General features: G+C 70.4%; 21 protein-coding genes and 1 riboswitch. Of the genes, 8 read left to right on the forward strand and 13 right to left on the reverse strand.

What is annotated here, in order from left to right; translation table 11 throughout:
• Positions 1 to 421: 421 nt before the first annotated feature.
• The 4 genes from ligA to ACRX5W_RS14365 form a co-directional block, all read right to left on the reverse strand.
• Entirely contained in the window at positions 422 to 2,635 is a 2,214-nt protein-coding gene (gene ligA, locus ACRX5W_RS14350) for an NAD-dependent DNA ligase LigA (RefSeq protein WP_436788615.1), read from the reverse strand.
• A gap of 52 nt (positions 2,636 to 2,687) precedes the next feature.
• A complete protein-coding gene (locus ACRX5W_RS14355; protein ID WP_436788482.1) occupies positions 2,688 to 3,800 on the reverse strand; it encodes a methionine synthase in 1,113 nt (370 codons plus the stop codon).
• Positions 3,801 to 3,862: 62 nt separating this feature from the next.
• Positions 3,863 to 4,384, reverse strand: coding sequence for an NUDIX domain-containing protein (locus ACRX5W_RS14360; protein ID WP_436788483.1), 522 nt, complete (start codon positions 4,382 to 4,384; stop codon positions 3,863 to 3,865).
• On the reverse strand, positions 4,381 to 5,643 hold the full coding sequence (locus tag ACRX5W_RS14365; protein ID WP_436788484.1) for an XRE family transcriptional regulator: 1,263 nt from the start codon (positions 5,641 to 5,643) through the stop codon (positions 4,381 to 4,383). Before ACRX5W_RS14365 ends, ACRX5W_RS14360 begins: the two co-directional genes overlap by 4 nt.
• 232 nt (positions 5,644 to 5,875) lie before the next feature.
• Between ACRX5W_RS14365 and ACRX5W_RS14370 the strand changes: the two genes are divergently transcribed.
• From ACRX5W_RS14370 to tgmC, 4 genes are read left to right on the forward strand one after another with little or no spacing between them, the layout of a single operon-like run.
• The gene (locus ACRX5W_RS14370) at positions 5,876 to 6,310 is read left to right on the forward strand and encodes an ATP-binding protein (RefSeq protein ID WP_436788485.1); all 435 of its coding nucleotides are present in this window, start codon (positions 5,876 to 5,878) and stop codon (positions 6,308 to 6,310) included.
• A gap of 35 nt (positions 6,311 to 6,345) precedes the next feature.
• The gene (gene tgmA / locus ACRX5W_RS14375; RefSeq protein WP_436788486.1) at positions 6,346 to 6,615 is read left to right on the forward strand and encodes a putative ATP-grasp-modified RiPP; all 270 of its coding nucleotides are present in this window, start codon (positions 6,346 to 6,348) and stop codon (positions 6,613 to 6,615) included.
• Positions 6,615 to 7,577 (forward strand): ATP-grasp ribosomal peptide maturase, encoded by a 963-nt coding sequence (gene tgmB / locus ACRX5W_RS14380; RefSeq protein WP_436788487.1) that lies wholly within the window; start codon positions 6,615 to 6,617, stop codon positions 7,575 to 7,577. The genes tgmA and tgmB overlap by 1 nt, the downstream gene beginning before the upstream one ends.
• Positions 7,574 to 8,755 carry an ATP-grasp peptide maturase system methyltransferase gene (gene tgmC / locus ACRX5W_RS14385; protein ID WP_436788488.1) on the forward strand — a complete coding sequence of 394 codons (1,182 nt, stop codon included), beginning with the start codon at positions 7,574 to 7,576 and terminating at the stop codon, positions 8,753 to 8,755. The genes tgmB and tgmC overlap by 4 nt, the downstream gene beginning before the upstream one ends.
• Before the next feature lie 119 nt (positions 8,756 to 8,874).
• Here tgmC and ACRX5W_RS14390 read toward each other — a convergent pair whose 3' ends face one another.
• From ACRX5W_RS14390 to ACRX5W_RS14400, 3 genes are all read right to left on the reverse strand, one after another.
• Positions 8,875 to 9,801, reverse strand: coding sequence for a hypothetical protein (locus tag ACRX5W_RS14390; RefSeq protein WP_436788489.1), 927 nt, complete (start codon positions 9,799 to 9,801; stop codon positions 8,875 to 8,877).
• A gap of 471 nt (positions 9,802 to 10,272) precedes the next feature.
• A complete protein-coding gene (gene mnmA, locus ACRX5W_RS14395; protein ID WP_436788490.1) occupies positions 10,273 to 11,478 on the reverse strand; it encodes a tRNA 2-thiouridine(34) synthase MnmA in 1,206 nt (401 codons plus the stop codon).
• Between the two features lie 327 nt (positions 11,479 to 11,805).
• Positions 11,806 to 12,993 (reverse strand): cysteine desulfurase family protein, encoded by a 1,188-nt coding sequence (locus ACRX5W_RS14400; RefSeq protein WP_436788491.1) that lies wholly within the window; start codon positions 12,991 to 12,993, stop codon positions 11,806 to 11,808.
• Positions 12,994 to 13,162: 169 nt separating this feature from the next.
• Between ACRX5W_RS14400 and ACRX5W_RS14405 the strand changes: the two genes are divergently transcribed.
• Entirely contained in the window at positions 13,163 to 14,674 is a 1,512-nt protein-coding gene (locus ACRX5W_RS14405) for a DUF885 family protein (protein ID WP_436788492.1), read from the forward strand.
• Between the two features lie 83 nt (positions 14,675 to 14,757).
• Here the strand turns inward: ACRX5W_RS14405 and ACRX5W_RS14410 are convergent, their stop codons facing one another.
• From ACRX5W_RS14410 to ACRX5W_RS14420, 3 genes are all read right to left on the reverse strand, one after another.
• Positions 14,758 to 15,456, reverse strand: coding sequence for an enhanced serine sensitivity protein SseB C-terminal domain-containing protein (locus tag ACRX5W_RS14410; protein WP_436788493.1), 699 nt, complete (start codon positions 15,454 to 15,456; stop codon positions 14,758 to 14,760).
• Between the two features lie 69 nt (positions 15,457 to 15,525).
• Positions 15,526 to 16,242 carry an enhanced serine sensitivity protein SseB C-terminal domain-containing protein gene (locus ACRX5W_RS14415; protein WP_436788494.1) on the reverse strand — a complete coding sequence of 239 codons (717 nt, stop codon included), beginning with the start codon at positions 16,240 to 16,242 and terminating at the stop codon, positions 15,526 to 15,528.
• Between the two features lie 109 nt (positions 16,243 to 16,351).
• Positions 16,352 to 16,780 carry an OsmC family protein gene (locus tag ACRX5W_RS14420; protein ID WP_436788495.1) on the reverse strand — a complete coding sequence of 143 codons (429 nt, stop codon included), beginning with the start codon at positions 16,778 to 16,780 and terminating at the stop codon, positions 16,352 to 16,354.
• 116 nt (positions 16,781 to 16,896) lie between these two features.
• Positions 16,897 to 17,007: riboswitch (glycine riboswitch) on the forward strand.
• A gap of 327 nt (positions 17,008 to 17,334) precedes the next feature.
• Between ACRX5W_RS14420 and gcvT the strand changes: the two genes are divergently transcribed.
• From gcvT to glyA, 3 genes are all read left to right on the forward strand, one after another.
• Positions 17,335 to 18,462 (forward strand): glycine cleavage system aminomethyltransferase GcvT, encoded by a 1,128-nt coding sequence (gcvT, locus tag ACRX5W_RS14425; RefSeq protein WP_436788496.1) that lies wholly within the window; start codon positions 17,335 to 17,337, stop codon positions 18,460 to 18,462.
• Positions 18,463 to 18,549: 87 nt separating this feature from the next.
• Positions 18,550 to 18,933, forward strand: coding sequence for a glycine cleavage system protein GcvH (gene gcvH / locus ACRX5W_RS14430; RefSeq protein WP_436788497.1), 384 nt, complete (start codon positions 18,550 to 18,552; stop codon positions 18,931 to 18,933).
• A gap of 26 nt (positions 18,934 to 18,959) precedes the next feature.
• Positions 18,960 to 20,225: a serine hydroxymethyltransferase gene (gene glyA, locus ACRX5W_RS14435; protein ID WP_436788498.1), complete on the forward strand. Its 1,266-nt coding sequence runs from the start codon at positions 18,960 to 18,962 to the stop codon at positions 20,223 to 20,225.
• A gap of 85 nt (positions 20,226 to 20,310) precedes the next feature.
• Here glyA and ACRX5W_RS14440 read toward each other — a convergent pair whose 3' ends face one another.
• From ACRX5W_RS14440 to ACRX5W_RS14450, 3 genes are all read right to left on the reverse strand, one after another.
• Entirely contained in the window at positions 20,311 to 20,697 is a 387-nt protein-coding gene (locus ACRX5W_RS14440) for a type II toxin-antitoxin system death-on-curing family toxin (RefSeq protein ID WP_436788499.1), read from the reverse strand.
• Entirely contained in the window at positions 20,694 to 20,894 is a 201-nt protein-coding gene (locus ACRX5W_RS14445) for a hypothetical protein (protein WP_436788500.1), read from the reverse strand. Before ACRX5W_RS14445 ends, ACRX5W_RS14440 begins: the two co-directional genes overlap by 4 nt.
• Positions 20,895 to 21,353: 459 nt before the next feature.
• On the reverse strand, positions 21,354 to 22,121 hold the full coding sequence (locus ACRX5W_RS14450; RefSeq protein WP_436788616.1) for an enoyl-CoA hydratase/isomerase family protein: 768 nt from the start codon (positions 22,119 to 22,121) through the stop codon (positions 21,354 to 21,356).
• Between the last annotated feature and the right edge of the window lie 162 nt (positions 22,122 to 22,283).

Consider the following 22,283-nt stretch of genomic DNA (forward strand, 5'->3'; position numbering starts at 1 on the left):
CTGCGGCTTTTCCCGGGCGGGGTCCCGGCCCGGCGGGCCGAACTGCCCGGCCGCGGCAAGGGGTACGCGGGGCGTTCCGCGACCGGGCGGCAAGCCCGGCGCGAACCGGGTTCCCGATCAGGGTAGGACGCCGGGGGCGACCAGGGAGCCATATCCGCAAGATCGAATCGGAACGTCCGCTTCCGCGCTGTTTGCGGTACGGGATTTGCGGCGTTAAGCGACGAGCCGTACGCGATGCGGACACCGAACCGCGGTCATGGTTCGCATTCCCTTGCGACGCACGGCATTTGACGCAGCGTCATGTGACGGGAAGCCAACTTGCCCACGCGGTCGACCTGATGCGGAACGCCGGGCGCCACGCCGCTTCCGGCAGCGACGGGGCGCCCGGCACGGGCAGCGGAACGGAACGCTTTCCGGTGCGCTACTCCGCGTCCTCCTCCGACTCCCCCTGCTCTCCCGCCTGCGCCGCCACCCACGCGCGCGCCGCGTCGGGGCCGTCCGCCAGCAGCACCGCGAAGCCCTCGTCGTCGAGGATCGGCACGCCAAGCGACACAGCCTTGTCGTACTTCGAGCCGGGATTGTCGCCGACGATGACGAAGTCGGTCTTCTTCGAAACCGACCCGGTCACCTTCGCTCCCTCCGCCTCCAACGCCTCCTTCGCACCGTCGCGCGTGAAGCCCGCGAGCGTTCCGGTGACCACGGTGGTGAGCCCGGTGAGCGTGCCCGGCGCCTTCTCCGCACCGCCCTCCTCGACGAACCGGACCCCGGCGGCACGCCACTTCTCCACGATCTCGCGGTGCCAGTCCTCGGCGAACCACTCGACGACCGCCTGCGCGATGATCGGCCCGACCCCCTCGACCGCCGCGATCTCCTCGACACTCGCGTTGGCCAGCCGGTCCAGGTCGCGGAACTCGCCGGTGATCGCCCGCGCGGTCGTGTCGCTCACGTGCCGGATCGACAGCGCGGTCAGAATGCGCCACAGCGGCTGCTGCTTGGCCTTCTCCAACCCGTCGAGCAGCACCTCGACGGTCTTCTTCGGCTCGCCCTTCTGGTTGGCGAAGAACGACACGACCTTCCGCTCGCCGGTCTCGTCGTCGACCTTCGGCATTCCGGTCTTCTGGTCGCGTACCAGCACCCTGATCGGCAGCAGTTGTTCAACCGTCAGCGCGAACAGGTCGCCTTCGTCGCGCAGCGGCGGCTCGGCGGGCTCCAAGGGCTGCGTGAGGGCGGTCGCCGCGACGTAGCCGAGCCCGTCGATGTCGAGCGCCTTGCGACCGGCCAGATGGAACAGACGTTCGCGGAGCTGCGCCGGACACGAACGCGCGTTCGGGCAGCGCACGTCGACGTCGCCCTCCTTCATCGGCCGCAGCTCGGTGCCGCATTCGGGGCAGTGCGTCGGCATCTCGAACTCGCGTTCGGTTCCGTCGCGCAGGTCGACAACCGGGCCGAGGACCTCAGGGATCACGTCGCCGGCCTTGCGCAGCACCACGGTGTCGCCGATCAGCACGCCCTTGGCCTTGACGACCTCCTGGTTGTGCAGCGTCGCGTATGCCACCGTCGACCCGGCGACCTTGATCGGCTCCATCACGGCGTACGGCGTGACCCGCCCCGTGCGCCCGACGTTGACCTTGACGTCCAGGAGCTTGGTGTTGACCTCCTGCGGCGGGTACTTGAACGCGATCGCCCAGCGCGGCGACTTCGACGTCGAGCCGAGCCGGCCCTGAAGTGGGATTTCATCGACCTTGACCACCACGCCGTCGATCTCGTGTTCGACGGAGTTGCGGTTCTCGCCGAAGTAGCGGATGAACTCCTTGACCTCGTCGGCGGTCGCGAAGACCTTGTTGTGCCGCGCGGTCGGCAGGCCCCATGCGTGCAACTTGTCGTACGCGTGCGACAGGCAGTCGATCTCGAAGCCGCGGCGGTCGCCGATGCCGTGCACGACCATGTGCAGCGGGCGCTGCGCGACCACGCGCGGGTCCTTCATGCGCGCCGAACCGGAAGCCGCGTTGCGTGGGTTCGCAAACGGTTTCTCACCGGCCTCGACCAAGCGCGCGTTGAGCTCGTCGAATTTCTCGATCGGGAAGAACACCTCGCCGCGGATTTCGACGCGCTCGGGGATGTCATGGCCCCCGTCGTCGCGCAGCTGGTGGGGGATTTCACCGATCGTGCGGATGTTCGCCGTGATGTCCTCGCCGGTGCGCCCGTCGCCGCGCGTCAGCGCCCGCACGAGCTCGCCCTTCTCGTACAGCAGGTTGACGGCGAACCCGTCGACCTTCAATTCGCACAGGAAGTGGAAGGCGGCGCCCGCGAGTTCCCGGTGCAAGCGCTCGACCCACTCGTCCAGCTCCGCCTCGTTCATCGCATTGTCGAGGCTGAGCATGCGCTCCAAGTGGTCGACCTTGACCGCATCCTCGGCCGCCTCGCCGCCGACGGTCTGCGTCGGAGAGTCGGGCGTACGCAGCGCCGGGTACTTCTCCTCGATGCCCTCCAGCTCGCGCATGAGCTCGTCGAACTCGGCATCGCTGACGGTCGGCGCGGCCTTGACGTAGTACCGGAACCGGTGCTCTTCGAGCTCCTTGGCCAGGTCGACGGCCCGTTCGCGCACCTCGGCGGGAACGCCTTCGGCGCCTGTCAGATCAGCCACGTCGTCAGCCTCCAGAAATACCGGCGGTCCGGTGCCAAGTGGATCAACTCTCGGGTGCCTCGTGCAGCACCCTGGCGGCCTCGACACTGTGCGCCAGCACCCGCCGCACCCAGGCGGGATCCGCTCCCGCCAGACCGCACGTGGGTGTCACGACCACGGCCTCGCCCAACTGCTCCGGGCGGAAGCCGAGCCTCCTCCACAACGTCTTGACACCCCTGACCGTACCGGCCGGGTCCGACAGCGGTCGCGCGCCGGTGCCGGTGTTTCCCCTGGTCGCGGCGCGATTGGCCACCCGGTTGGACGGCGTCGGCGGAGGAAGCGACGGGACGACGCCGAAGAAGAACCCGAGTCCCGCCTCGACGGCCTCCCCGATCTCTTCCTCTTGGCGGTCGCGCAACGTCGAGAAATCCAGCGACACGGCCTTGGTCCCGGCCTCGCGCAGCAGCCCGACCGGCACCCCGGCCGCACAACTGTGCACGACCGCAGGCGCCCCGGCGGCGTCGATGACGGTACGCAGCGCCTCGCGCGCCACCGCCTTGTCCACCGCCCGCAGCTTCCCGAACCCGCTCGCCGTCGGAACCGACCCCGCCAGCACACCCGGCAGCGCCGGCTCGTCGAACTGCACGACCACGGTCGCACCGGGCACCCGCCGCCGTACCTCCGCGACATGGTTCCGCACGCCCTCAGCCAGCGACCCGGCGAGATCCCGGCAGGCTCCCGGATCCGCCAACGCCTTGTCCCCATGCGGTAGTTCGATCGTCGCCGCCAACGTCCAGGGCCCGGCGACCTGCACCTTCAACGGCCCGACGTACCCCTGCGTGAACTCCTCCAGCGCGTCGAGATCCTCCCGCATCCACGCCACCGCACGCCGGTGATCCCGGCCGGGCCGATCCGCGAACCGCCACCCCGACGGCTGCACGTCGGCATACAGATCCACCAGCAGGCCCGCGGAGCGCCCGGTCAGATCCGCCCCGACCCCCCGCCCCGGCAACTCCGGCAGATGCGGGAACGCACCCAGCTCCCCCATCACGAGGCGCACGGCCTCCCGCACATCCTCCCCCGGCAACGACCCGATCCCGGTCGCACTGCCGACCGCCCAGGGGTAATCCGGCCCACTTGGGGTTTCGGCCAAAGACTCACTCACCGACTCGCTCACGCCCCGAGCCTAGTGACCAGCCGAGGGCCCCGGACGTGCCGTTGCCGCGCCTCGCGTTGCCATCAGGGGGCTGGTACGCCATCGCGGAGGTACAGGGAGCACTTCGACGTGAGGGCGGTCATAGCAGCGGTGAATCGTCGCCGCACGCGTTCGCCAAGTCGCGTGCGGGCCTCTTCCGGCTCAACGAACGCGACTTCGGCAAGTTCTTCGTCCCGTGGGTACAGCCGGTCGGCCTGGTCGCGGGACAGGACGCCGCCGTCGAAAATAAACGCAATCTGATCGTCCCACGGACCGTGCGGCGCCACCCAGTCCACCACCAGCAGTCCACGCAACGTGATTTCCAGCCCAAGCTCTTCAAGGAGTTCGCGCTCTACCGCCTCCTCGGGCGCCTCGTTCGCCTCCGCCATGCCTCCTGGCAGATCCCAATCCGGTTTGTAGTTCGGGTTCACGAGAAGTACGCGCCCAGCCGGATCACGCAGCAGGACATCAGCCGCAACGCGCTTACGGGCCTGCTTGGCGTTGCCTTCGGCCAGGTAAGCGTTCCAGGCGTCAGTGTCGCCGGGATCGGGGGCGGTGGGCCTCATGCGGAGTTGCCTTTCGGAGATGGCGGGATCAGATCAGCCAAGAGAAGCATTCTGGCCCTGCGCGCATCGTCGAAGCGCACCAAGTACTCATGCACCGGTCGATACGCCTTGTGCCGCTCCAGCAGCCGACGCAACTCGTCGAGCTGCCGGACCACCCGAACAGACCCCAAGGTCGGACTCGTGCTCAAGAGCGCGTGTGCGACGTGCACCGCAGCATCCAACTCACCCCGGCGTACTTGAATGTCCACAAGGCTGATGCGGCTCAGCGCCAGTGAACGCGTCCGCACGATCTGCCGTAGGGCAACGGCCTGTTCGGCGTGCTGTAGGGCCTCATCGAGCCGTTCCAGGTCACGGAGGACCAGCGCAGACTCGCTCGCCAGGGCTGCGGCGTCGAACGGGCTCAGCCAGGGGTGTTCGGCATCCTTGCCGCCCTCCAAGTCCTGCCGTGCCGCTTCGAGCGTGCGGACGGCCGGGGCGTGCTGCTCGGCGGCGGCGAGGGCGCGAGCCCGCATCACGTGCAGCCGCGCGGCGAGCGCCGGAATTCGCGGTCCCCGCGTCACGAGGTCAAGGCCGGTGCACGCCCACTCCTCGGCCGCCGACGGGTCGCCGGTCTGAAGCGCGAGATGGCTGCTGCTCGCGGCGACATTGGCGGCCAGTGGAAGATCACCGGAGATATGCGCCAAAGGCAAAGCGCGTGCGAAGTGCCGTTCGGCGAGATCATCTTGTCCGGAGTCGTGCGCCATCCAACCGGCCATCTCCGTCAACGCCGCCGCTGCGGCGAACACCTGCCGCCCGCTCGCCGTGTCGACCAGTCGGGGCGCCACCCGGTCCGATAGATGCCGCACCACGGCCCCATATAGGCGGCCACCGCCCGTCTGCCGGTCTGCGTCGCGGAAGTGGTCCATTGCGGCGAGATCGTCACTGTCCGGCAGTGGATGGTCCGTTCGCTGCTCCGTCGCGGCGGTCGCAGGTTCCCATGACCGCCGGGCCAGACCCAGCAAGTGCCCCGGGATGTGGAAGGCGTCGGCGATCTGCTCAAACAAGGCCAGCTTCTCTACCCGGCTCTTGCCATTCATGTAGTCGTAGAGCCGCCCCTGTGTGATGTCGACTGCGGAGGCGAGCCGCCGCGTACTCACACCCCGTCTGTTGAGCATGCGGAAAACGGCACCCATGTCCCGCTCGGCCAGGGCGCGCAGCAAACGCTCATCCCCGCGCAGGCCGGAAATGACCATCCGCGGATCCGGTGACTGATGGCTCATCTACGACTCCCCCGAGTAGCAATGACGTGATGCTATGTCCAACGACTGTGCGGTGACTCCGTGTTGGAGTCACCTTCTGGAGTCTCCTCGCCAGGCCCCGGCGCCGTTGACTGATCGCAGGCCACGAGGGATACGCCCGTAAACGTCTCCCTGTCGGCTGTCCCGCCCGCAGGTCTCTTCACCAGGGCATGCGGGCAGGGCTTCCCCCTCCGCCCCGACCAAGGCGATGACGATGACCATGGCGACCACGCAGCAACCCAGACCGACAGAACACCCCGGTTACGCCGAGACGCTTCCCCGCAGGGCAGCGACCGTACAGACGGCCCGCAGCCTGGTACGCGCTGCCGTAACCGCGTGGGGCATGGGCCACCTCGCCGCAGCAGCCGAGTTGGTGATGTCGGAACTCGTCACCAATGCCGTGCTCCACGCTTCGGGCCCCTTGCTCCGGGTCATCGTGGAGCGCCCGGCCGACGACAGGGTGCTTATTGCGGTCGTCGACCGAGCACCCGACCGCATGCCGCAACTCCGCACTCCTGACCTGGATGATGCCACCGGCCGCGGGCTGCTCCTGGTCAACGACGCCGCATACCAGTGGGGCTGCGACGTGCTCGGACCTCCCTTGCGGCCCTGGGGCAAGCGCGTGTGGGCAGAGTTCGACACCCACTGACGCTGCATCACAAATGGATCAAAAGAGGAGAATTCGTGACATCATTCACCAGTCCGGATCAGCGCACTCCCGTACGCCCGTGGGGCATCGGTCGTATGAGCCTGTACCCAAGCACCTATCAGCCTGGCTACAGCACCGCCGAGCTTGACCCCGCAACGCAGATCACCGTCTTCCGCGACGAACGCGGCGGCGTCGTTGAGATGGGCAAGCACGGCACCAGCAAGGGAACCGAGACCCACCCGCAGTCCACGAACCAGGACAGCCGCAACGACACCGACCACGACCAGGACAGCGAGCAGGACTGATGCTCGACCCCGGACCGGTCGCAGTCGTCACCGAAGTTGACGACATCACGGCCGACATGGTGATCACCGAACTCAATGAGCGGGGCGTGCCCGTCGTACGGTTCGATCCGTCCGACGTTGGAGAACACCTATCGATCTCGGCCTGGTTCGGCGCCGGCGCCGCCTCACCCACGGGACACCTCCGTACCGCTTCCAGGGCCACCCCCCTGGAAGGGGTACGGGCGGTGTACTGGCGCCGCCCGACCTGGCCCCACTTCGAGGGGTTGAACGACGCCGACGCCCGGTACGCCGCAGCCCAGGTCCGTCATGGTCTCGGCGGCACCCTGTACGCGTTGCCGGACTGCCGCTACGTGAACCATCCGCTGCGCAACCACGCGGCCGAACACAAACCCATGCAACTCGCCGTCGCCGAACGGTTCGGGTTCACAGTTCCGCCCACGCTGATCTCCAACGACTTGGACGACATCCACGCGTTCATCACCGAACACGATCAGGTGATCCACAAAGCGCTCCGATGGACGCCGTACCGGAGGGCAGACGGCGTGGGACTGACAACATGGACCGAGCCCGTCACTGTTGACGAGGTTGACGAAACCGTGAGCGTGGTCCCGCATTTGTTCCAGACTCGCGTGGACAAGGTGGCCGACCTTCGCGTCGTCATCGTCGGCAAGCAGGTATTTCCGGTCCGCATCGACTCGGGCCTGCTGGACTGGCGCGCCGACTATGAAGCCCTCACGTACCAAATCACCACGTTGCCCGACGACATGGGCCGGGCTCTGATCGCCTACCTGGACCACTTCTGCCTCGCATCAGGCAGTTTCGATCTTGCTCTTGACCGTGACGGGGGCATCCACTGGCTGGAGCTGAACCCGAACGGCCAATGGGGGTGGCTCGAAGACAAGACCGGTCTACCGATCAGCGCCGCGTTTGCCGACATCTTGCAGCAAGGAGTCACACCGTGAACCTTCCCGATACCGCTCGGCAGCGGAAGGCTCTCGCCGACCGCCTGACCGATCAAGGACACCTACGCAACCCCGCCTGGCGAGCAGCCGTCGAAGCCGTGCCCCGGGAACTCTTCCTCTCCTCCGGTGTGTTCCTCCCCGACGACGAAAGCGGTCTGTGGCGGCCGGTCACGCGCGAAAGTGTCGGCGCGGAGGAATGGGTGGAAATCGCGTACAGCGATCAGTCGTTGGTCACCCAGCTCGACGGCCACCTAACTCCCGATCGGGCCGTCGAGCCCTTACCCGGTTTCCCCACCTCTTCGTCGACCCTGCCGGCGACCGTCGTGGGAATGCTTGAAGCGCTTGACGTCGAGGACGGCCACAGCGTGGCCGAGATCGGCACCGGGACCGGCTATTCGACTGCCCTCATGTGTCACCGGCTCGGTGAGGACAACGTCACCACCATCGAGGTGGATGCCGAGGTCGCCGCCGCAGCGGATGCCGCGTTGGAAAAAGCGGGCTTCTCCACGTGGGCGGTGACCGGTGACGGTCTTCTCGGGAACCCACACCGGGCGCCCTTTGACCGGTTGATCGCCACGTGTGCGGTACGCCGTATTCCGTACGCGTGGGTGCGGCAGACGAAGCCCGGCGGGGTCGTCCTCGCCACGGTCGGCCCTGGCGCGTGGTCATACGGGACTGGGTTGGTCAAGCTCACCATGCGGGAGGACGGTACCGCCCAGGGCCGCATCATCGGGCGGTCATCGTTCATACCGGCTCGGGCAGAGGCTCCCGTCCCGCTGTCCGGCGACCTCACGGCACGCGCCGCGTATGTCGACACCGAGCGGAGGACGGCCCTTTCACCTGCCGTACTTGAACAGTGGATGCCTGCGTTCCTCGCCCAACTCACGGCGCCCGGTGTCCAGTTCGTACGCGCATGCAGCGGCGACGGCCGAGCGACGACTTACCTGTTCGACACCCGCCGGGAATCGTTCGCCGCCCTCTCAGAGGGCGGCGAAGAGTGGATCGTACGCCAGGGTGGACCCGTCGCAATCTGGGACGCAATCGAAGCCGCCGTGACGGCCTGGCACAACGCCGGAGAACCCGACGTCAGCGCGGTTCGGCTGACGGTCACCGCGAAGGCCCACACATATTCGATCGAGGGCGACTCGGCACTGCGGTGGGAACACCGGATCGACTGACATCCCGCGTGGCGAAGAGCCGACCAATCGGCCCGCCGAGCCTCGGGTCCGCCGGTCGAGCTGCCGAAGCTGTGCGTCGTCGCGGTGCGGACAGGGGTTGGGAGTGGGAACAGAAGGGGTCAGGCGGCGAAGGCCTGGCCTACCGTGCGGCCTATTTCGGGGCGCATGAGGTAGAAGTCGGGGTTGTGGGGGGCGGCGCCGTGTTCGAGGGTGTAGCCGCTGCGGAGTTCGGGGCCGCCGTTCTGGCGGGGGCCGGGGAAGAGGCGGGCGAGGACGGGCTCGGCGGCGATGAGGTCGTCGCGGTCGGCGAGGTTGATCCAGCGCTCGACGTACGACGGGGGCTGCGCGGGCTGCGGACGCACCCAGTCGTCGATCACGGTGTCGGGGCCGAGGGGCGAGCCGAGGGTGATCAGCAGCGGGAGCGGGCGGCGGAGGCGGTGGGCGACCTCGTACGCGATGACCGCGCCGAGTGAGTGGCCGATGACGACGCGGGTGTCGAAGCCGATGTCGGCGGCGACGCGGTCGAGGACCCGGGAACGGGTGGTGTCGTCCGTGAGGTAGCGGGTGAGCTGTGCGAGTGCCTTGTTGACGAATACGCCCGCCGAACCGGGTCCGTCCGCGGCGAACCATTTGAGGCCCGACAGCCCGCAGGTCGGCGACAGGACGACCGTGCGGCCGGTCTGGTCGGGGCCGCCCTCCAGTCGCGCGATCTCCCGCGCGGCCCGCTGCCGCTCGGGCGGTGCGGAACTGCGCGCGGCGGCCCGGTCGAGCCATTCGCGGCCTATGCGGTCGGCCATCTCCTGGCGCAGGCCGTCGGCCTCGGCGGCGTCCGGTTGTGACGGGTGACGGCGCAGCATGTCGCCGTAGAACGCCATCCGGGCGTCGATGCCGCGGCGGGTCTGGCGGTACTTCCACAGTCGGTCGGCGGTCTCCGGGTAGCCGGCGGCTTTGACGCCGCGGGCCAGCCGGGGCAGCCATTCGTCCTCCAGGCTGCGGGCCGACCTGAACTCCTGTGCGATCCCGTGCACCAGCACGATTGCGGCCATCGCTCCCCTCCCAAGCCCCCGAGTCTCGAAGAGTGCACGTGCACGTCGCGAAAGCCCGGACTGCGCGGGGATCGCAGGCCGAAAAGTCGTTTCGCTACCTACTCTTACCCACCCAGTCACCGAAGTTGCCTTCGTGGTAACGGGATATTGCGGCCATGTGAGCGAACACTGACCCCGTGCGCGACACTCGGCCCGGCGAACGCGTTGGGTGACGGGTTGATCACGGAGGGATCAGGCGTCAACTGCCCTGCGAGGGAGGCATCCGAGCCGGTCACCGAACTCGCCTCCGGCGGGCGGAGTATGACGAAGGCTCAGGCCGCGGTGCGAGATGTCGGTCGTGAGTCCGCACAGGTACGGCTCATCGAACGCGGAGCGGGAGAACGGCGGGCCGGTATCGGCACGCCGCGAGGCGGTGTCCGTCGGTCCGAATTGCCGGCCTGCGGGCTGAACTCCCCGTCCCCCGGGCGGTTTTCAGACGGTCGCGGCGCGGGTGGTCGCGTCGATCGTGGCGGAGCCGACGACGCGTGATCCCTCGTACAGGACGACGGCCTGGCCCCGCGCGACGCCCCGGATCGGGGCGCGCAGGCGCACGGTGACGCGGTCGCCGTCGAACTCGGCGACGGCCGGGTACTCGTCGCCGTGGGCACGGACCTGGGCGGTGCACTCCAGCGTCCCGGTCGGCGGCCGTCCGCACCAGCGGGCGCGGATGCCGGTCAGGGCGCCGACGTCGAGCGCGTCGGCCGGGCCGACCGTGACGGTGTTGTCGACCGGCGAGATGTCGAGGACGTAGCGCGGCTTGCCGTCCGCCGCCGGGCGGCCGATGCGCAGGCCCTTGCGCTGCCCGACGGTGTAGGCGTAGGCGCCGTCGTGCTCGCCGAGCTTGGTGCCGTCGGTGTCGACGATGTCGCCGGGCGTACGGCCGAGCCGCGTGGCGAGGAACGCCTGCGTGTCGCCGTCGGCGATGAAGCAGATGTCGTGGCTGTCGGGCTTGCGGGCGACGGCCAGGCCGCGGCGCTCGGCCTCGTCACGCACCGCGTCCTTGGTGTCGGTGCCGAGCGGGAACAACGCGTGCGCGAGCTGGTCGGAGTCGAGGACTCCGAGAACGTACGACTGGTCCTTCGCGTGGTCCGAAGAGCGGTGCAGCTCACGGCCGTCGGGGCCGTCGACGAGCACGGCGTAGTGGCCGGTGCAGACCGCGTCGAAGCCGAGGGCGAGCGCGCGGTCGAGCAGGGCGGCGAACTTGATCTTCTCGTTGCAGCGCAGACACGGGTTCGGTGTGCGCCCGGCCTCGTACTCGGCGAAGAAGTCCTCGATGACGTCCTCGCGGAACCGCTCGGCCAGGTCCCACACATAAAACGGGATGCCGATGACGTCGGCGGCCCGGCGGGCGTCGCGCGCGTCCTCCAGCGTGCAGCAGCCGCGGGCACCGGTCCGGAACGACTTCGGGTTCTCCGAGAGGGCCAGGTGCACGCCGGTCACGTCGTGCCCCGCCTCGTGCGCGCGGGCCGCCGCGACGGCGGAGTCGACACCGCCGGACATCGCGGCGAGCACGCGCAGGGGCCGCGCGGCGGAGTCGGCGGGCCGGGCGGGACGGGGGGCGGCGGTCTCGCCCGGCTCGGGCAGCGCGGGGATGAGCTCGCACGCGTCCGGGGTCGGGGAGATGGCGGGGTCAGTCATAACCCGTCCAGGGTACGGGCTTCGGACCGGCTCTTTCGCGTGGGTTTTCGATGCCGCGGCAGGCGCCGGGCCCGCCCGGCGGGCCACGGGCCGCGGGAGCACCGGTCAGGGCGATGGGGGCGACGGCGGGGCCGCGGGTGCGTGGTGCCCGAGGACTCCCGCACCGGCGTCGCCGCGGGCGAGCCGCCGGGTGCGTGGTCGTCCCGGTGCCGAACACGACCCCCGATCGCGGCCGTCGGCTGCGTGAGGCGCCGTCCGACCACCGGACCAGGCCTCGACTCGCGCCCATCGGGCGATGCGCCGTCGAACGTCACCGACGGCGCCGCGTCAGCGGCGCTGCGACGTCAGTCCCGCCATGCGGGCCCTGGCCACCACCGGGCCGATCGCCTCGGTCAGCCGGTCGACCTCGGCCATCGTCGACGTGTGGCCCAGGCTGAAGCGCAGCGATCCGCGCGCGCGGGCGGCGTCGGCGCCCATCGCGAGCAGCACGTGGCTGGGCTGGGCGACCCCGGCCGAGCAGGCGGAGCCGGTCGAGCATTCGATGCCGCGGGCGTCCAGCAGGAGCAGGAGCGAGTCGCCTTCGCAGCCCGGGAACGAGAAGTGCGCGTTGGCGGGCAGGCGGTGGGCCGGGTCGAGGCGCGCGTCGCCGTTGAGTTCGGCGTCGGGGACCTCTTCGAGCATGCGCCGGACCAGGGTGTCGCGCAGTTCGCCGACCCGCACCGCGTACTCGGGCTGTTCGCGTACGGCGACTTCCGCGGCGGCGGCGAACGCGGCGATCGAGGGGGTGTCGAGCGTTCCGGAACGCACGTCGCGCTCCTGGCCGCCGCCGTGCAGCAGCGGCACGGGCGTCATGTTGCGGCCCAGCAGCAGCGCGCCGCAGCCGAGCGGGCCGCCGAGCTTGTGCCCGGAGACGGTCATGGCGTCCAGGCCCGAGGCGGCGAAGTCGACCGGGATCTGGCCGACCGCCTGGACCGCGTCGGCGTGCATCGGAACGCCGTACTCGTGGGCGACCTCGACCAGTTCGGCGACCGGCTGGACGGTGCCCACCTCGTTGTTCGCCCACATGACGCTCACCAGGGCGACGCTGTCGGGATCGCGGGCGATCGCGGCACGCAGCACGTCGGGCCGCACGCGGCCGTCGGCGTCGACGTCCAGCCACTCGACGACGGCACCTTCGCCCGCGGTGAGCCATTCGATCGCATCCATGACGGCGTGGTGCTCGACGGGGGACGCGAGAATGCGCCGACGGTTCGGCGCGGCGGCGACGCGCGACCAGTACAGGCCCTTGACCGCGAGGTTGTCGGCCTCGGTGCCGCCTGCGGTGAACACGACTTCGCTCGGCCGAGCGCCGACCGCCTCGGCAAGGATCTCGCGTGACTCTTCGACGACGCGGCGGGCCCGGCGTCCGGAAGCGTGCAGGGACGACGGGTTGCCGAGCACAGTGAGTTGTCCGGTCATGGCCCGGACCGCCTCGGGGCGCATCGGAGTGGTCGCCGCATGATCGAAGTAGGCCATTGCGCTCCGAAGTCTAGTCCCGACGGGGTTACCCAAGTCGGGCAGGCCGGAACGACCGGTTCCGCCTGGCCGCACGACCGTTCGCTCGGGCCGCGTCAACGCATCCCATGCGGATGCATCCGCGAGATATCGCCCCGCGCCGGGCTTGGGCCGCCGTAGCCTCGCGCCCATGGACGCCCGACTTCGAGCCCTCTGTGACCTGTCCGTCGCGCGCGCCCGGGAAGGCGCGGGCCTGCACGAATACGACGGGAGGATCCAAGACCTCTCCCCCGACGGGGTCCGCGCGGGGCTCGCGGCACTCGGCACCGGCTCGGCACCGCTGCGGGACCCCCACGACGAGGCGCACCTCGCCGTCTTCGAGGAGCACGCGCGCATCGTGTACGGCGACCTCGAACTCCACCGCCGTGACCCGCGCATGCACATCAACAACCTCGAACTCGCCTTCTACGACAAGCACTACGCCCCGGCCGAGGAACGCGCCGAAGCTCGTGCCCGGCACCTCGCGCAGTGGCCCGACGCCGTCGACATGGCGCTCGCCTCGCTCGATCGCGTACCCGCGCCCGTCGCCGACGCGCTGCTCCCCGCCGCCCGCGGCCACGCCGCCGCGGTCCGGCCCGAGGACGGCGAGAACGGCACGCGCGGACTCGCCGCGCTGGCCAGGCTCGTCGCGCATCTGGAGGCAGCCGCCCGCGACGGCGACCCCGACCCTGCTCTCGGCGGTCCCGCGCTGACGCGCCTGATGGGGTCGAGCGAGGCGACGGCCGTCGACCTGGGCACGCTCGCCGAGCGAGCGGACGCGGAACGCAACCGGCTGCGCGAGATGCTGGCCGACGCGTGCGAGGCGTATGACGCGAGCCGCGGCGTGGCGGAGATCGTCCCGGAACTGCTGGCCGACCACCCTGGCCCCGAGGGCATCGTGGCCGAGGCGCAGGCGCTGACCGCCGAGGTGATCGCGTTCAGCCGGGAGAAGCGGCTGGCGCCGTACCTCGACGGGGTGTGCGAGGTCGGCCCGGCCCCGGAGTCGATGCGCTGGTCCGTGGCGATGATGTCGTGGAACGCGCCGGGCGAGGCCGAGGCGCCGTCGTGGTACTTCGTGACGCCGCCCGAGCCGGACTGGCCGGCCGACGAGGCCGAGGAATGGCTCACACTCTTCAGCCGTACGACGCTTCCGGCCATCACGGCGCACGAGGTGGCGCCCGGCCACTTCGCACACGGGCGCGCGCTCCGGCGCGCATCGTCGGACGTGCGCCGGGTGCTGCACTCGTCGACGTTCTGCGAGGGCTGGGCGCACTACACCGAGGAACTCCTCGTCGAGGAGGGCTTCCGCGCCGACGATCCGAGGTACGCGATCGGCGTGTGCCTGGAGGCGCTCGTACGCGTGACCCGGCTCGCGTCCGCGATCGGCCTGCACACCGGCACGATGGACGTCGCCGAGTCGACGCGCCGCTTCATGGCCGACGCCCACCTCGCCCGTGCGGGCGCGGCCGGCGAGGCCCGGCGGGGCACCTTCGACCCAAACTACGGCTGCTACACGTGGGGCAAGCTCGCGCTCCTCGACCTGCGCGACGTGGCCAGGAAGGAATGGGGTGACGGCTTCACCCCGGAACGCTTCCACACCGCCCTGCTCGACCTCGGCAGCCCGCCGCTCGGCCTGATCGGCACGGCGATCGAGCGGGGTTGAGGTGTCGCCGCACGGCCGTCGGCTACGGACCGGGGGGACCGTACGGCGGCTGCCCCGCCTGCGGCCCCGCCGGTGGCCGGAACTCACAAAAACGAACGGGTGTTCTCCCGCATCCACTTGGCGATCGGGTTGTACTGGTCGTCCAAGGTGATCGACGACATGGTGATGCCCCGCAGCATCCCGGCCGCCCGCGACATCGCGAACGTCATGCGGTCGACCGTCGCCGGGTCGTTGTCGACCAGCCGCGTCCCGATCACGAGGCGGGGAGCACCGATAGCGGGCTCGACGTACGCGCGGTGCGCCGCGCGCACCACCCCCGACGCCGCGAGCTCGGAACTCAGCGTCGACCAGAACGCCGAGTCGTCCACGAGCGGTTCACCGACGCGCAGCGGGCCGGGCGGCAGTCTGTCGAGGCCACCGACGATGCGCCACAGATCAAGCCACGGAACACCGACACCGCCGCCCTGCCGGTGCGGGTTGAGCCAGATGCCCCAGTGGTCCGGATACAGCGTCCCGGCGATCTCGACGACCGCGTGGACCTCCCAGCCCCGGTCCCAGCGGCTCTCGCGCAACTGCTCCTCGGAGGTGAACGCCGGGGCGTAGCGGGCTCCGTGGACCTCCATGTTGCCGTACTGCGCGTCCGGACTGCCGGGTTCGCCCTGCCACAGGAGCATCCACACGTGGCCTCGGGCGAGAGCCTCCAGCAACCGCTCGTACGCCTCGTAGCCCTGCGGCGCGACCTGCCGCACGGCATGCTCCACCTCATTGGCGGGAAACGCCACAGTCCCCTCCGTCTGCGCTGCGTGACGACGAGCTCATCGTAGAGCCGCGGCGGGGCCGCGGCCGGGGGACTAGAAAGCCCGCTCGTAGAAGGGGCGTACGGCGTCGAGCATCCAGTCGCCGATCGGGTCCTGGGCGAGGTCGATCAGCACCAGGTTGACCGGCCACGGCGATCCCGCCCGGCCGACCGCGCGCTCCAGTGCGGCGATCGTCTCGCGGCGGTCCTGCTCCTGCCAGCGGTCGAGTTCGACACCGATGAACAGGCAGGGCGCGTCGGTTTCGACGACGCCGAGGGCGCGCCGGGCGGTCAGGACCACGGCGGTGGCGGCGAACTCCTCGGCGGCGGCGGCGAGAAGGACGTACGGCTCTTCGTTCGGGGCCGGTTCGGCCAGCGTGACGCGCGCCCCCGCGGAACCCGCGCCCGGAACGCGCGCGAGCTCCAGCACGCCCTGCGGCGGAATCGGAAAGCCCACCTCGCCACCGGGGTTCACGGCCATGCCGATGTACGGCGGCAGCCCGCGCGCGAATTCGCGGACCGGGGCCACGGTGAAGGCCATCGGGCCGGCAATGCGCCGGAACTGCTCCTCGGAGCTGAAGACCGGCACGTAGTGCCCGCCGGCTATCTCCGTCGTGGGCAAGGTGAGTTCGGTGTCCTGCGGGCCTCCCCCGGCCGGCAGCGGCACCCACACCTCGCCCTCCGCGAGCGCGTCGAACAGCTCGGCGGTGCGCGACGTGTCGTGCAGCGCGGCGACGAGGCAGCGCTCAACGTGGTTCGCCGGGAAGGCCACGGCCACCTCCTGATTCGCCGTTGACGCGGGGCGCACCAGCCTAGTGCGGTGCCGGAAGCGGCGGGGACCCGTCTCGGATCCCCGCCGCATCGTGAACGAACTCCCCCTGCTACGAAAGCAGTTCGGCCTCCAGCGTGATCGGCGCGCCGGCCAGCGCCTTGCTCACCGGGCAGTTCGCCTTCGCGTTCTCCGCGGCGACCTGGAAGTCCTCGGCGGAGAGGCCCGGAACACGCGCCCGCACCGACAGGGCGATGCCGGTGATGCCCTCGCCGGGCTGGAAGGTGACGTTCGCCTTCGTCTCGACGGACTCCGGAGGCGTGCCGGCGCCCGCGAGCGCGTGCGAGAGCGCCATCGAGTAGCACGACGAGTGCGCGGCGGCGATCAGCTCCTCGGGGCTGGTCTTGCCGTTCGCGGCTTCGGCCCGCGACGGCCAGGAGACGTCGTACGTCCCCACCCCGGACGAGTCGAGCGACACGGTCCCGGAGCCGCCCATCAGCGGGCCCTTCCAGTTGGTGGTGGCGGTGCGCGTGGTCGCCATGAGTGGGACTCCTTGTTCGCTGGGTGTCTTGTCGCGGCCCACGCTAATCCGGTGCCCGGAGCCGGTGCACGTCGTGGGCGACCGATAGCATGCGCGCACAACTTCACACCGGCTCTCGACCCCACGCGGGAGAGTCCTCGGCAGCGGCGCGCGTGCGTCTGCGGCCGGGGCGCCGAAGGAGCAATTCCTCCCCGGAAACTCTCAGGCCCATGTACCGCGCGGGTGAGGCGACTCTGGAAAGCAGTCCCGTGCCGTTTTGGCGGGGCTCACCCATGGTGCAAGCCGCCGTCGGCGCCCGATCCCCGGGCGGCGATCGCGCGTGAAGCTCTCAGGTCCACGACAGAGGGGGAGGCGACCCGCCCGTCGGCGCGTCCGGCATGCCCCGCATGCCCGCGCCCTACAAGGGAGCCCTCTGTGGACCGCCCGATCCTTTCGTTCCGTCCCGTGTCACAGCCGGTTTCCGGCATGCCCGCACCAGCCCCGAACATAGGGTGCGATCACGGACGAATCCCACCAGATGCCACCGGAATCACCACCCCGCGAGGAGCCCAGCGATGACGTCCACCGCACCGGCCGGCCCGACGCCACAGCGCCGCACCCCCCTCGACGCGGTCCACGACGCCCTCGGCGCCACGATGACCGACTTCGCGGGCTGGCGGATGCCCCTGCGTTACGGCAGCGAGAGCGCCGAACACCGCGCGGTACGCGAGGCCGCGGGGCTGTTCGACCTGACCCACATGGGCGAGATCGCCGTGCGCGGCCCCGAGGCCGCCCGCGCGCTCGACCACGCGCTGGTCGGCTTCGTCTCCAAAATCGGCGTCGGCCGCGCCCGCTACACGATGATCTGTGACGACAACGGCGGCATCCTCGACGACCTGATCGTCTACCGCCTCGCCGAGGACGATTTCCTTGTCGTCGCGAACGCCTCCAACGCGGCCGTCGTCGCCGCGGAACTCCTCGACCGTGCGGGGGACTTCGATGCGGAGGTCACCGACCTCTCGGAGGCCTACGCGCTGCTGGCCGTGCAGGGGCCGCGCGCGGTCGAGATCCTTGCGCCGCTCACCGGCCTCGACCTGGACGCCGTCAAGTACTACGCCGCCGACCGCGCCACCGTCGCGGGCGTCGACGTGCTGCTGGCCCGGACCGGCTACACCGGCGAGGACGGCTTCGAGCTCTTCTGCGCGCCCGGCGACGCCGAGCGGCTGTGGAACGCGCTCACCGAGGCCGGTGCGGGCCACGGCCTGGTCCCGGCCGGGCTGTCGTGCCGCGACACGCTGCGCCTGGAGGCGGGAATGCCGTTGTACGGGCACGAGCTGACGACCGAGGTCACGCCGTACGAGGCGAACCTGGGCCGGGTCGTGCGCCTCGACAAGCCCGAGGACTTCGTCGGGCGCGACGCCCTCGCCGCACGCGAGAAGGAGGGCCCCCGCGCGACTCTGGTCGGCCTGCGCTCGCCGGGACGACGCGTGCCGCGCGCCGGCTACGCGGTCCTCGACCCGGCGTCCGGCGACACCATCGGCACGATCACCTCGGGCGCGCCGTCGCCGACGCTCGGGGCGCCGATCGCCATGGCGTACGTCCCCTCGGGCAGCGCCGCGCCCGGCACGCGCCTCGCGGTCGACATCCGCGGCAGCGCGGAGCCGGTGGACGTCGTCGAGCTGCCGTTCTACCGGCGCGCGTGACCGGCGAACACCTGCCAACAAAAGCCCCAACACGTCACCAAGACCCCTGAGGATCAGGGACCCCGCACAACAGAGGAGAATGGACTCGTGAGCGCACCCCGGAACCTGCTCTTCAGCAAGGACCACGAGTGGCTGACGACGGACACCAGCCCGGCCGTCGTCGGCATCTCGAAGCATGCCGCCGACGCCCTGGGTGACGTGGTCTTCGTCCAGCTTCCCCAGGTCGGCGCGCGCGTCACCGCGGGCGAGCCGTGTGGCGAGCTGGAGTCGACCAAGTCGGTCAGCGACCTGTTTGCCCCCGCGAACGGCGAGGTCGTCGAGGTCAACGCCGCGGTCGTGGACGACCCGAGCCTGGTCAACTCCGACCCGTACGGCGACGGCTGGCTGATCAAGGTGCAACTCGACACCCCCGCCGCCGAGACCGGCGGCCTGATGTCCGAAGCCGAGTACAACGCCTTCACCGGCGCCTGAGCCCCCGATCGAGGAGCTGACCAACCGTGACGATCCTGGACCGTCCGCTGGCCGAGGTGGACCCTGAGGTCGCCGCCGCCGTCGCCGACGAGCTGCACCGCCAGCAGTCGACCCTGGAGATGATCGCCTCCGAGAACTTCGCGCCCGTCGCGGTTCTCGAAGCCCAGGGGTCGGTGCTGACCAACAAGTACGCCGAGGGTTACCCCGGCCGCCGCTACTACGGCGGCTGCGAGTACGTCGACGTGGTCGAGAACCTCGCCATCGAACGCCTCAAGGCCCTCTTCGGCGCGGAGGCCGCGAACGTCCAGCCGCACTCGGGCGCTCAGGCCAACGCGGCCGTGTACTTCGGGCTCCTACAGACCGGCGACACCGTGCTCGGCCTCGACCTCGCCAACGGCGGGCACCTCACCCACGGGATGAAGCTCAACTTCTCCGGCAAGCAGTACAACGTCGTCTCCTACAAGGTGGACGCCGCCGGACTGGTCGACATGACCGAGGTCGAGCGGCTGGCCAAGGAGCACCGGCCGAAGATGATCGTCGCGGGCTGGTCGGCGTACCCGCGCCAACTGGACTTCGCCGCGTTCCGGCGCATCGCCGACGAGGTCGGCGCGTACCTGTGGGTCGACATGGCCCACTTCGCCGGCCTGGTCGCGGCGGGCCTGCACCCCAACCCGGTGCCGCACGCGCACATCGTCACCACGACGACCCACAAAACCCTCGGCGGCCCGCGCGGCGGCGCGATCCTGGCCACCGAGGAACTGATCAAGAAAATCAACTCGGCGGTCTTCCCGGGCCTCCAGGGCGGTCCGCTCGAACACGTGATCGCCGCGAAGGCGGTGGCCTTCAAGGTGGCCGCCGGCGAGGAGTTCAAGGACCGCCAGAAGCGCACCCTCGCGGGCGCCAAGATCCTCGCCGAACGCCTGCTCGCCCAGGACGCGGCCGACGCGGGCATCAAGGTTCTCTCCGGCGGCACGGACGTGCACCTGGTCCTCGTCGACCTCGTCGAGAACCAGCTCAACGGCCGCGAGGCCGAGGACCGCCTCCACGAGGTCGGCATCACGGTCAACCGCAACGCGGTCCCGAACGACCCGCTGCCCCCGATGAAGACCTCCGGCCTGCGCATCGGCACCCCGGCCCTGGCCACCCGCGGCTTCACCGACGACGACTTCGCCGAGGTCGCGGACGTCATCGTGGAGGCCTTGAAGCCGGACTACGACGAGGCGAAGCGCGAGGCCCTGAGCGCGCGGACAGCGGCACTGGCGGCGAAGCACCCGCTGTACGCCAACCTGTGACGGGAACGCGCCGGTAATCGGCGAAGGGGCCCGGACCACGCGCGTGATGCGTGATCCGGGCCCCTTTCGCCAGGCGCTCGATTTCTCAGCCGACCCCGCCGACCCGTCGCAACACCTTGGCGATGTCCGAGACGTCGTCGAGCACACCGGTGGCCACGTCGGTGACCAGACGCTCGGCGTCGTCGACCGGCAGGGGCGACGGAACGGCGACGCCGTTGCACGCGAGGAAGTACCAGGCCGCGACTGTGGCAGTGCGTTTATTGCCGTCGACCAGCGCGCGGTTGCGCGCGAGCGAGTGCATGAGCGCTGCCGACTTCTGCGATAAGTCGGGGTAGGCGTCCTCCCCGAAGACCGTGGTTGACGGTCGGGCACACGCGGCCTGGACGAGTCCGTGGTCCCGAACAAGTGCCGGAGCACCGGTCACCTGTTCCGCGAGAATCAGGATCTCGTCGGCGGTGGGGTAGTAGGTCACTTCAGCCGCTCCATGAGTTCCGCGTTGTCGGCCGCGAACTGCGCGCCGAATGCACGGGCGCGTTCAGTGCGCTCGTGCCGGTCGACGTACTCCTCGACGGCACGAATCAGGAGCTGCTGCTGCGAACGCCGCTCGGCGGCAGCAAGTATGCGGACACGCTCGGCAAGCTCTGGCGAGAGGTTCAATACTGTAGCCATAGTGAAGTTATAGCAAAACGCTACAGCTTCAGGCAACCGCTTGGTCCGGCGATCAGGCTTTGCTCCGCCGTCGGCCGCAGGCTGACCGGGGCGGTCAGCGGACTGTCGGTGCGCGGTCAGCGCTCCCCGCCAACCCTCGGCGGCATGGAAGCGAATCAGATCCGGGCCGCGGCCTCGGACCGTCCGGGACGCCGCGAAACCGTTGTGACCGTCCGTACGGCGGAAACCGCGGTCGGGGGGGGGGGGGGGGGGGGGGGGGGGGGGGGGGGGGGGGGGGGGGGGGGGGGGGGGGGGGGGGGGGGGGGGGGGGGGGGGGGGGGNGCGGAAACCGCGGTCGCGGCCGGTGTTCCGTGATGCGCGTGAAGCGCCCTCGCGGAACACCGGCCGCAGGTTGGCCGAGCGGTCCGGTGCCCCACGACGGGTGTGCCTCACCGTGCCGCGACACCGGCCCGCGATGGTTCAGCGGCCGACGAACTTGGCCTTGCCCGGGCCGCTCTCCATGAAGCTCTTCATGCCGATCGTGCGGTCCTCGGTGGCGAACAGGCCGGTGAAGTGCAGGCGTTCGATCTCCAGGCCGGAGTCGAGGTCGGTCTCCAGGCCGCGGTCGATGGCCTCCTTCGCGGCACGCAGCGCGTACGCGGGTCCGTCGGCGAACTGCGCGGCCCACGCGACCGCGGTGTCGTAGACCTCGGCCTGGGGAGCGAGGCGGTCGACGAGGCCGATGGCGAGGGCTTCCTCCGCGTCGACGAAACGGCCCGAGAAGATCAGGTCCTTGGCCTTCGCCGGGCCGATGAGGCGCGGCAGGCGCTGCGAGCCGCCCGCACCCGGGATGACGCCGAGGAGGATCTCGGGCTGGCCGAGCTTGGCGTTGTCGGCGCACACGCGGAAGTCGGCGCAGAGCGCGAGTTCGCAGCCGCCGCCGAGGGCGTAGCCGGTGATCGCCGCGATGACCGGCTTGGGGATGCGCGCGATCGCGGTGAACGCGGATTGCAGGGCGACCCCGCGGTCGACCATGTCGGTGTACGACATGGCCGCCATCTCCTTGATGTCGGCGCCCGCCGCGAAGACCTTCTCGCCGCCGTAGATGACCAGCGCGCGGACATCCGGACGCTCGGTGGCCAGCGCGGCGATCGAGCGCAGCTCTTCCTGGAGTTGGATGTCGAGTGCGTTCATCGGCGGCCTGGCCAACCGGATCGTCCCGACCCCGTCGGCCACTTCAAGGTTCACGAACTCGCCCACGTATGACTCCTTCTCGTCACGGCTCGTCACGGCTCGGTGAGGATTGTCGACTGCCCGACGCCGACAATACGGCCAGGCACGGCGAAGGGGGGGGGGGGGGGGGGGGGGGGGGGGGGGGGGGGGGGGGGGGGGGGGGGGGGGGGGGGGGGG

Origin of the sequence: Yinghuangia sp. YIM S10712, from assembly GCF_051388935.1 — a bacterium.
Classification (GTDB): domain Bacteria; phylum Actinomycetota; class Actinomycetes; order Streptomycetales; family Streptomycetaceae; genus Yinghuangia.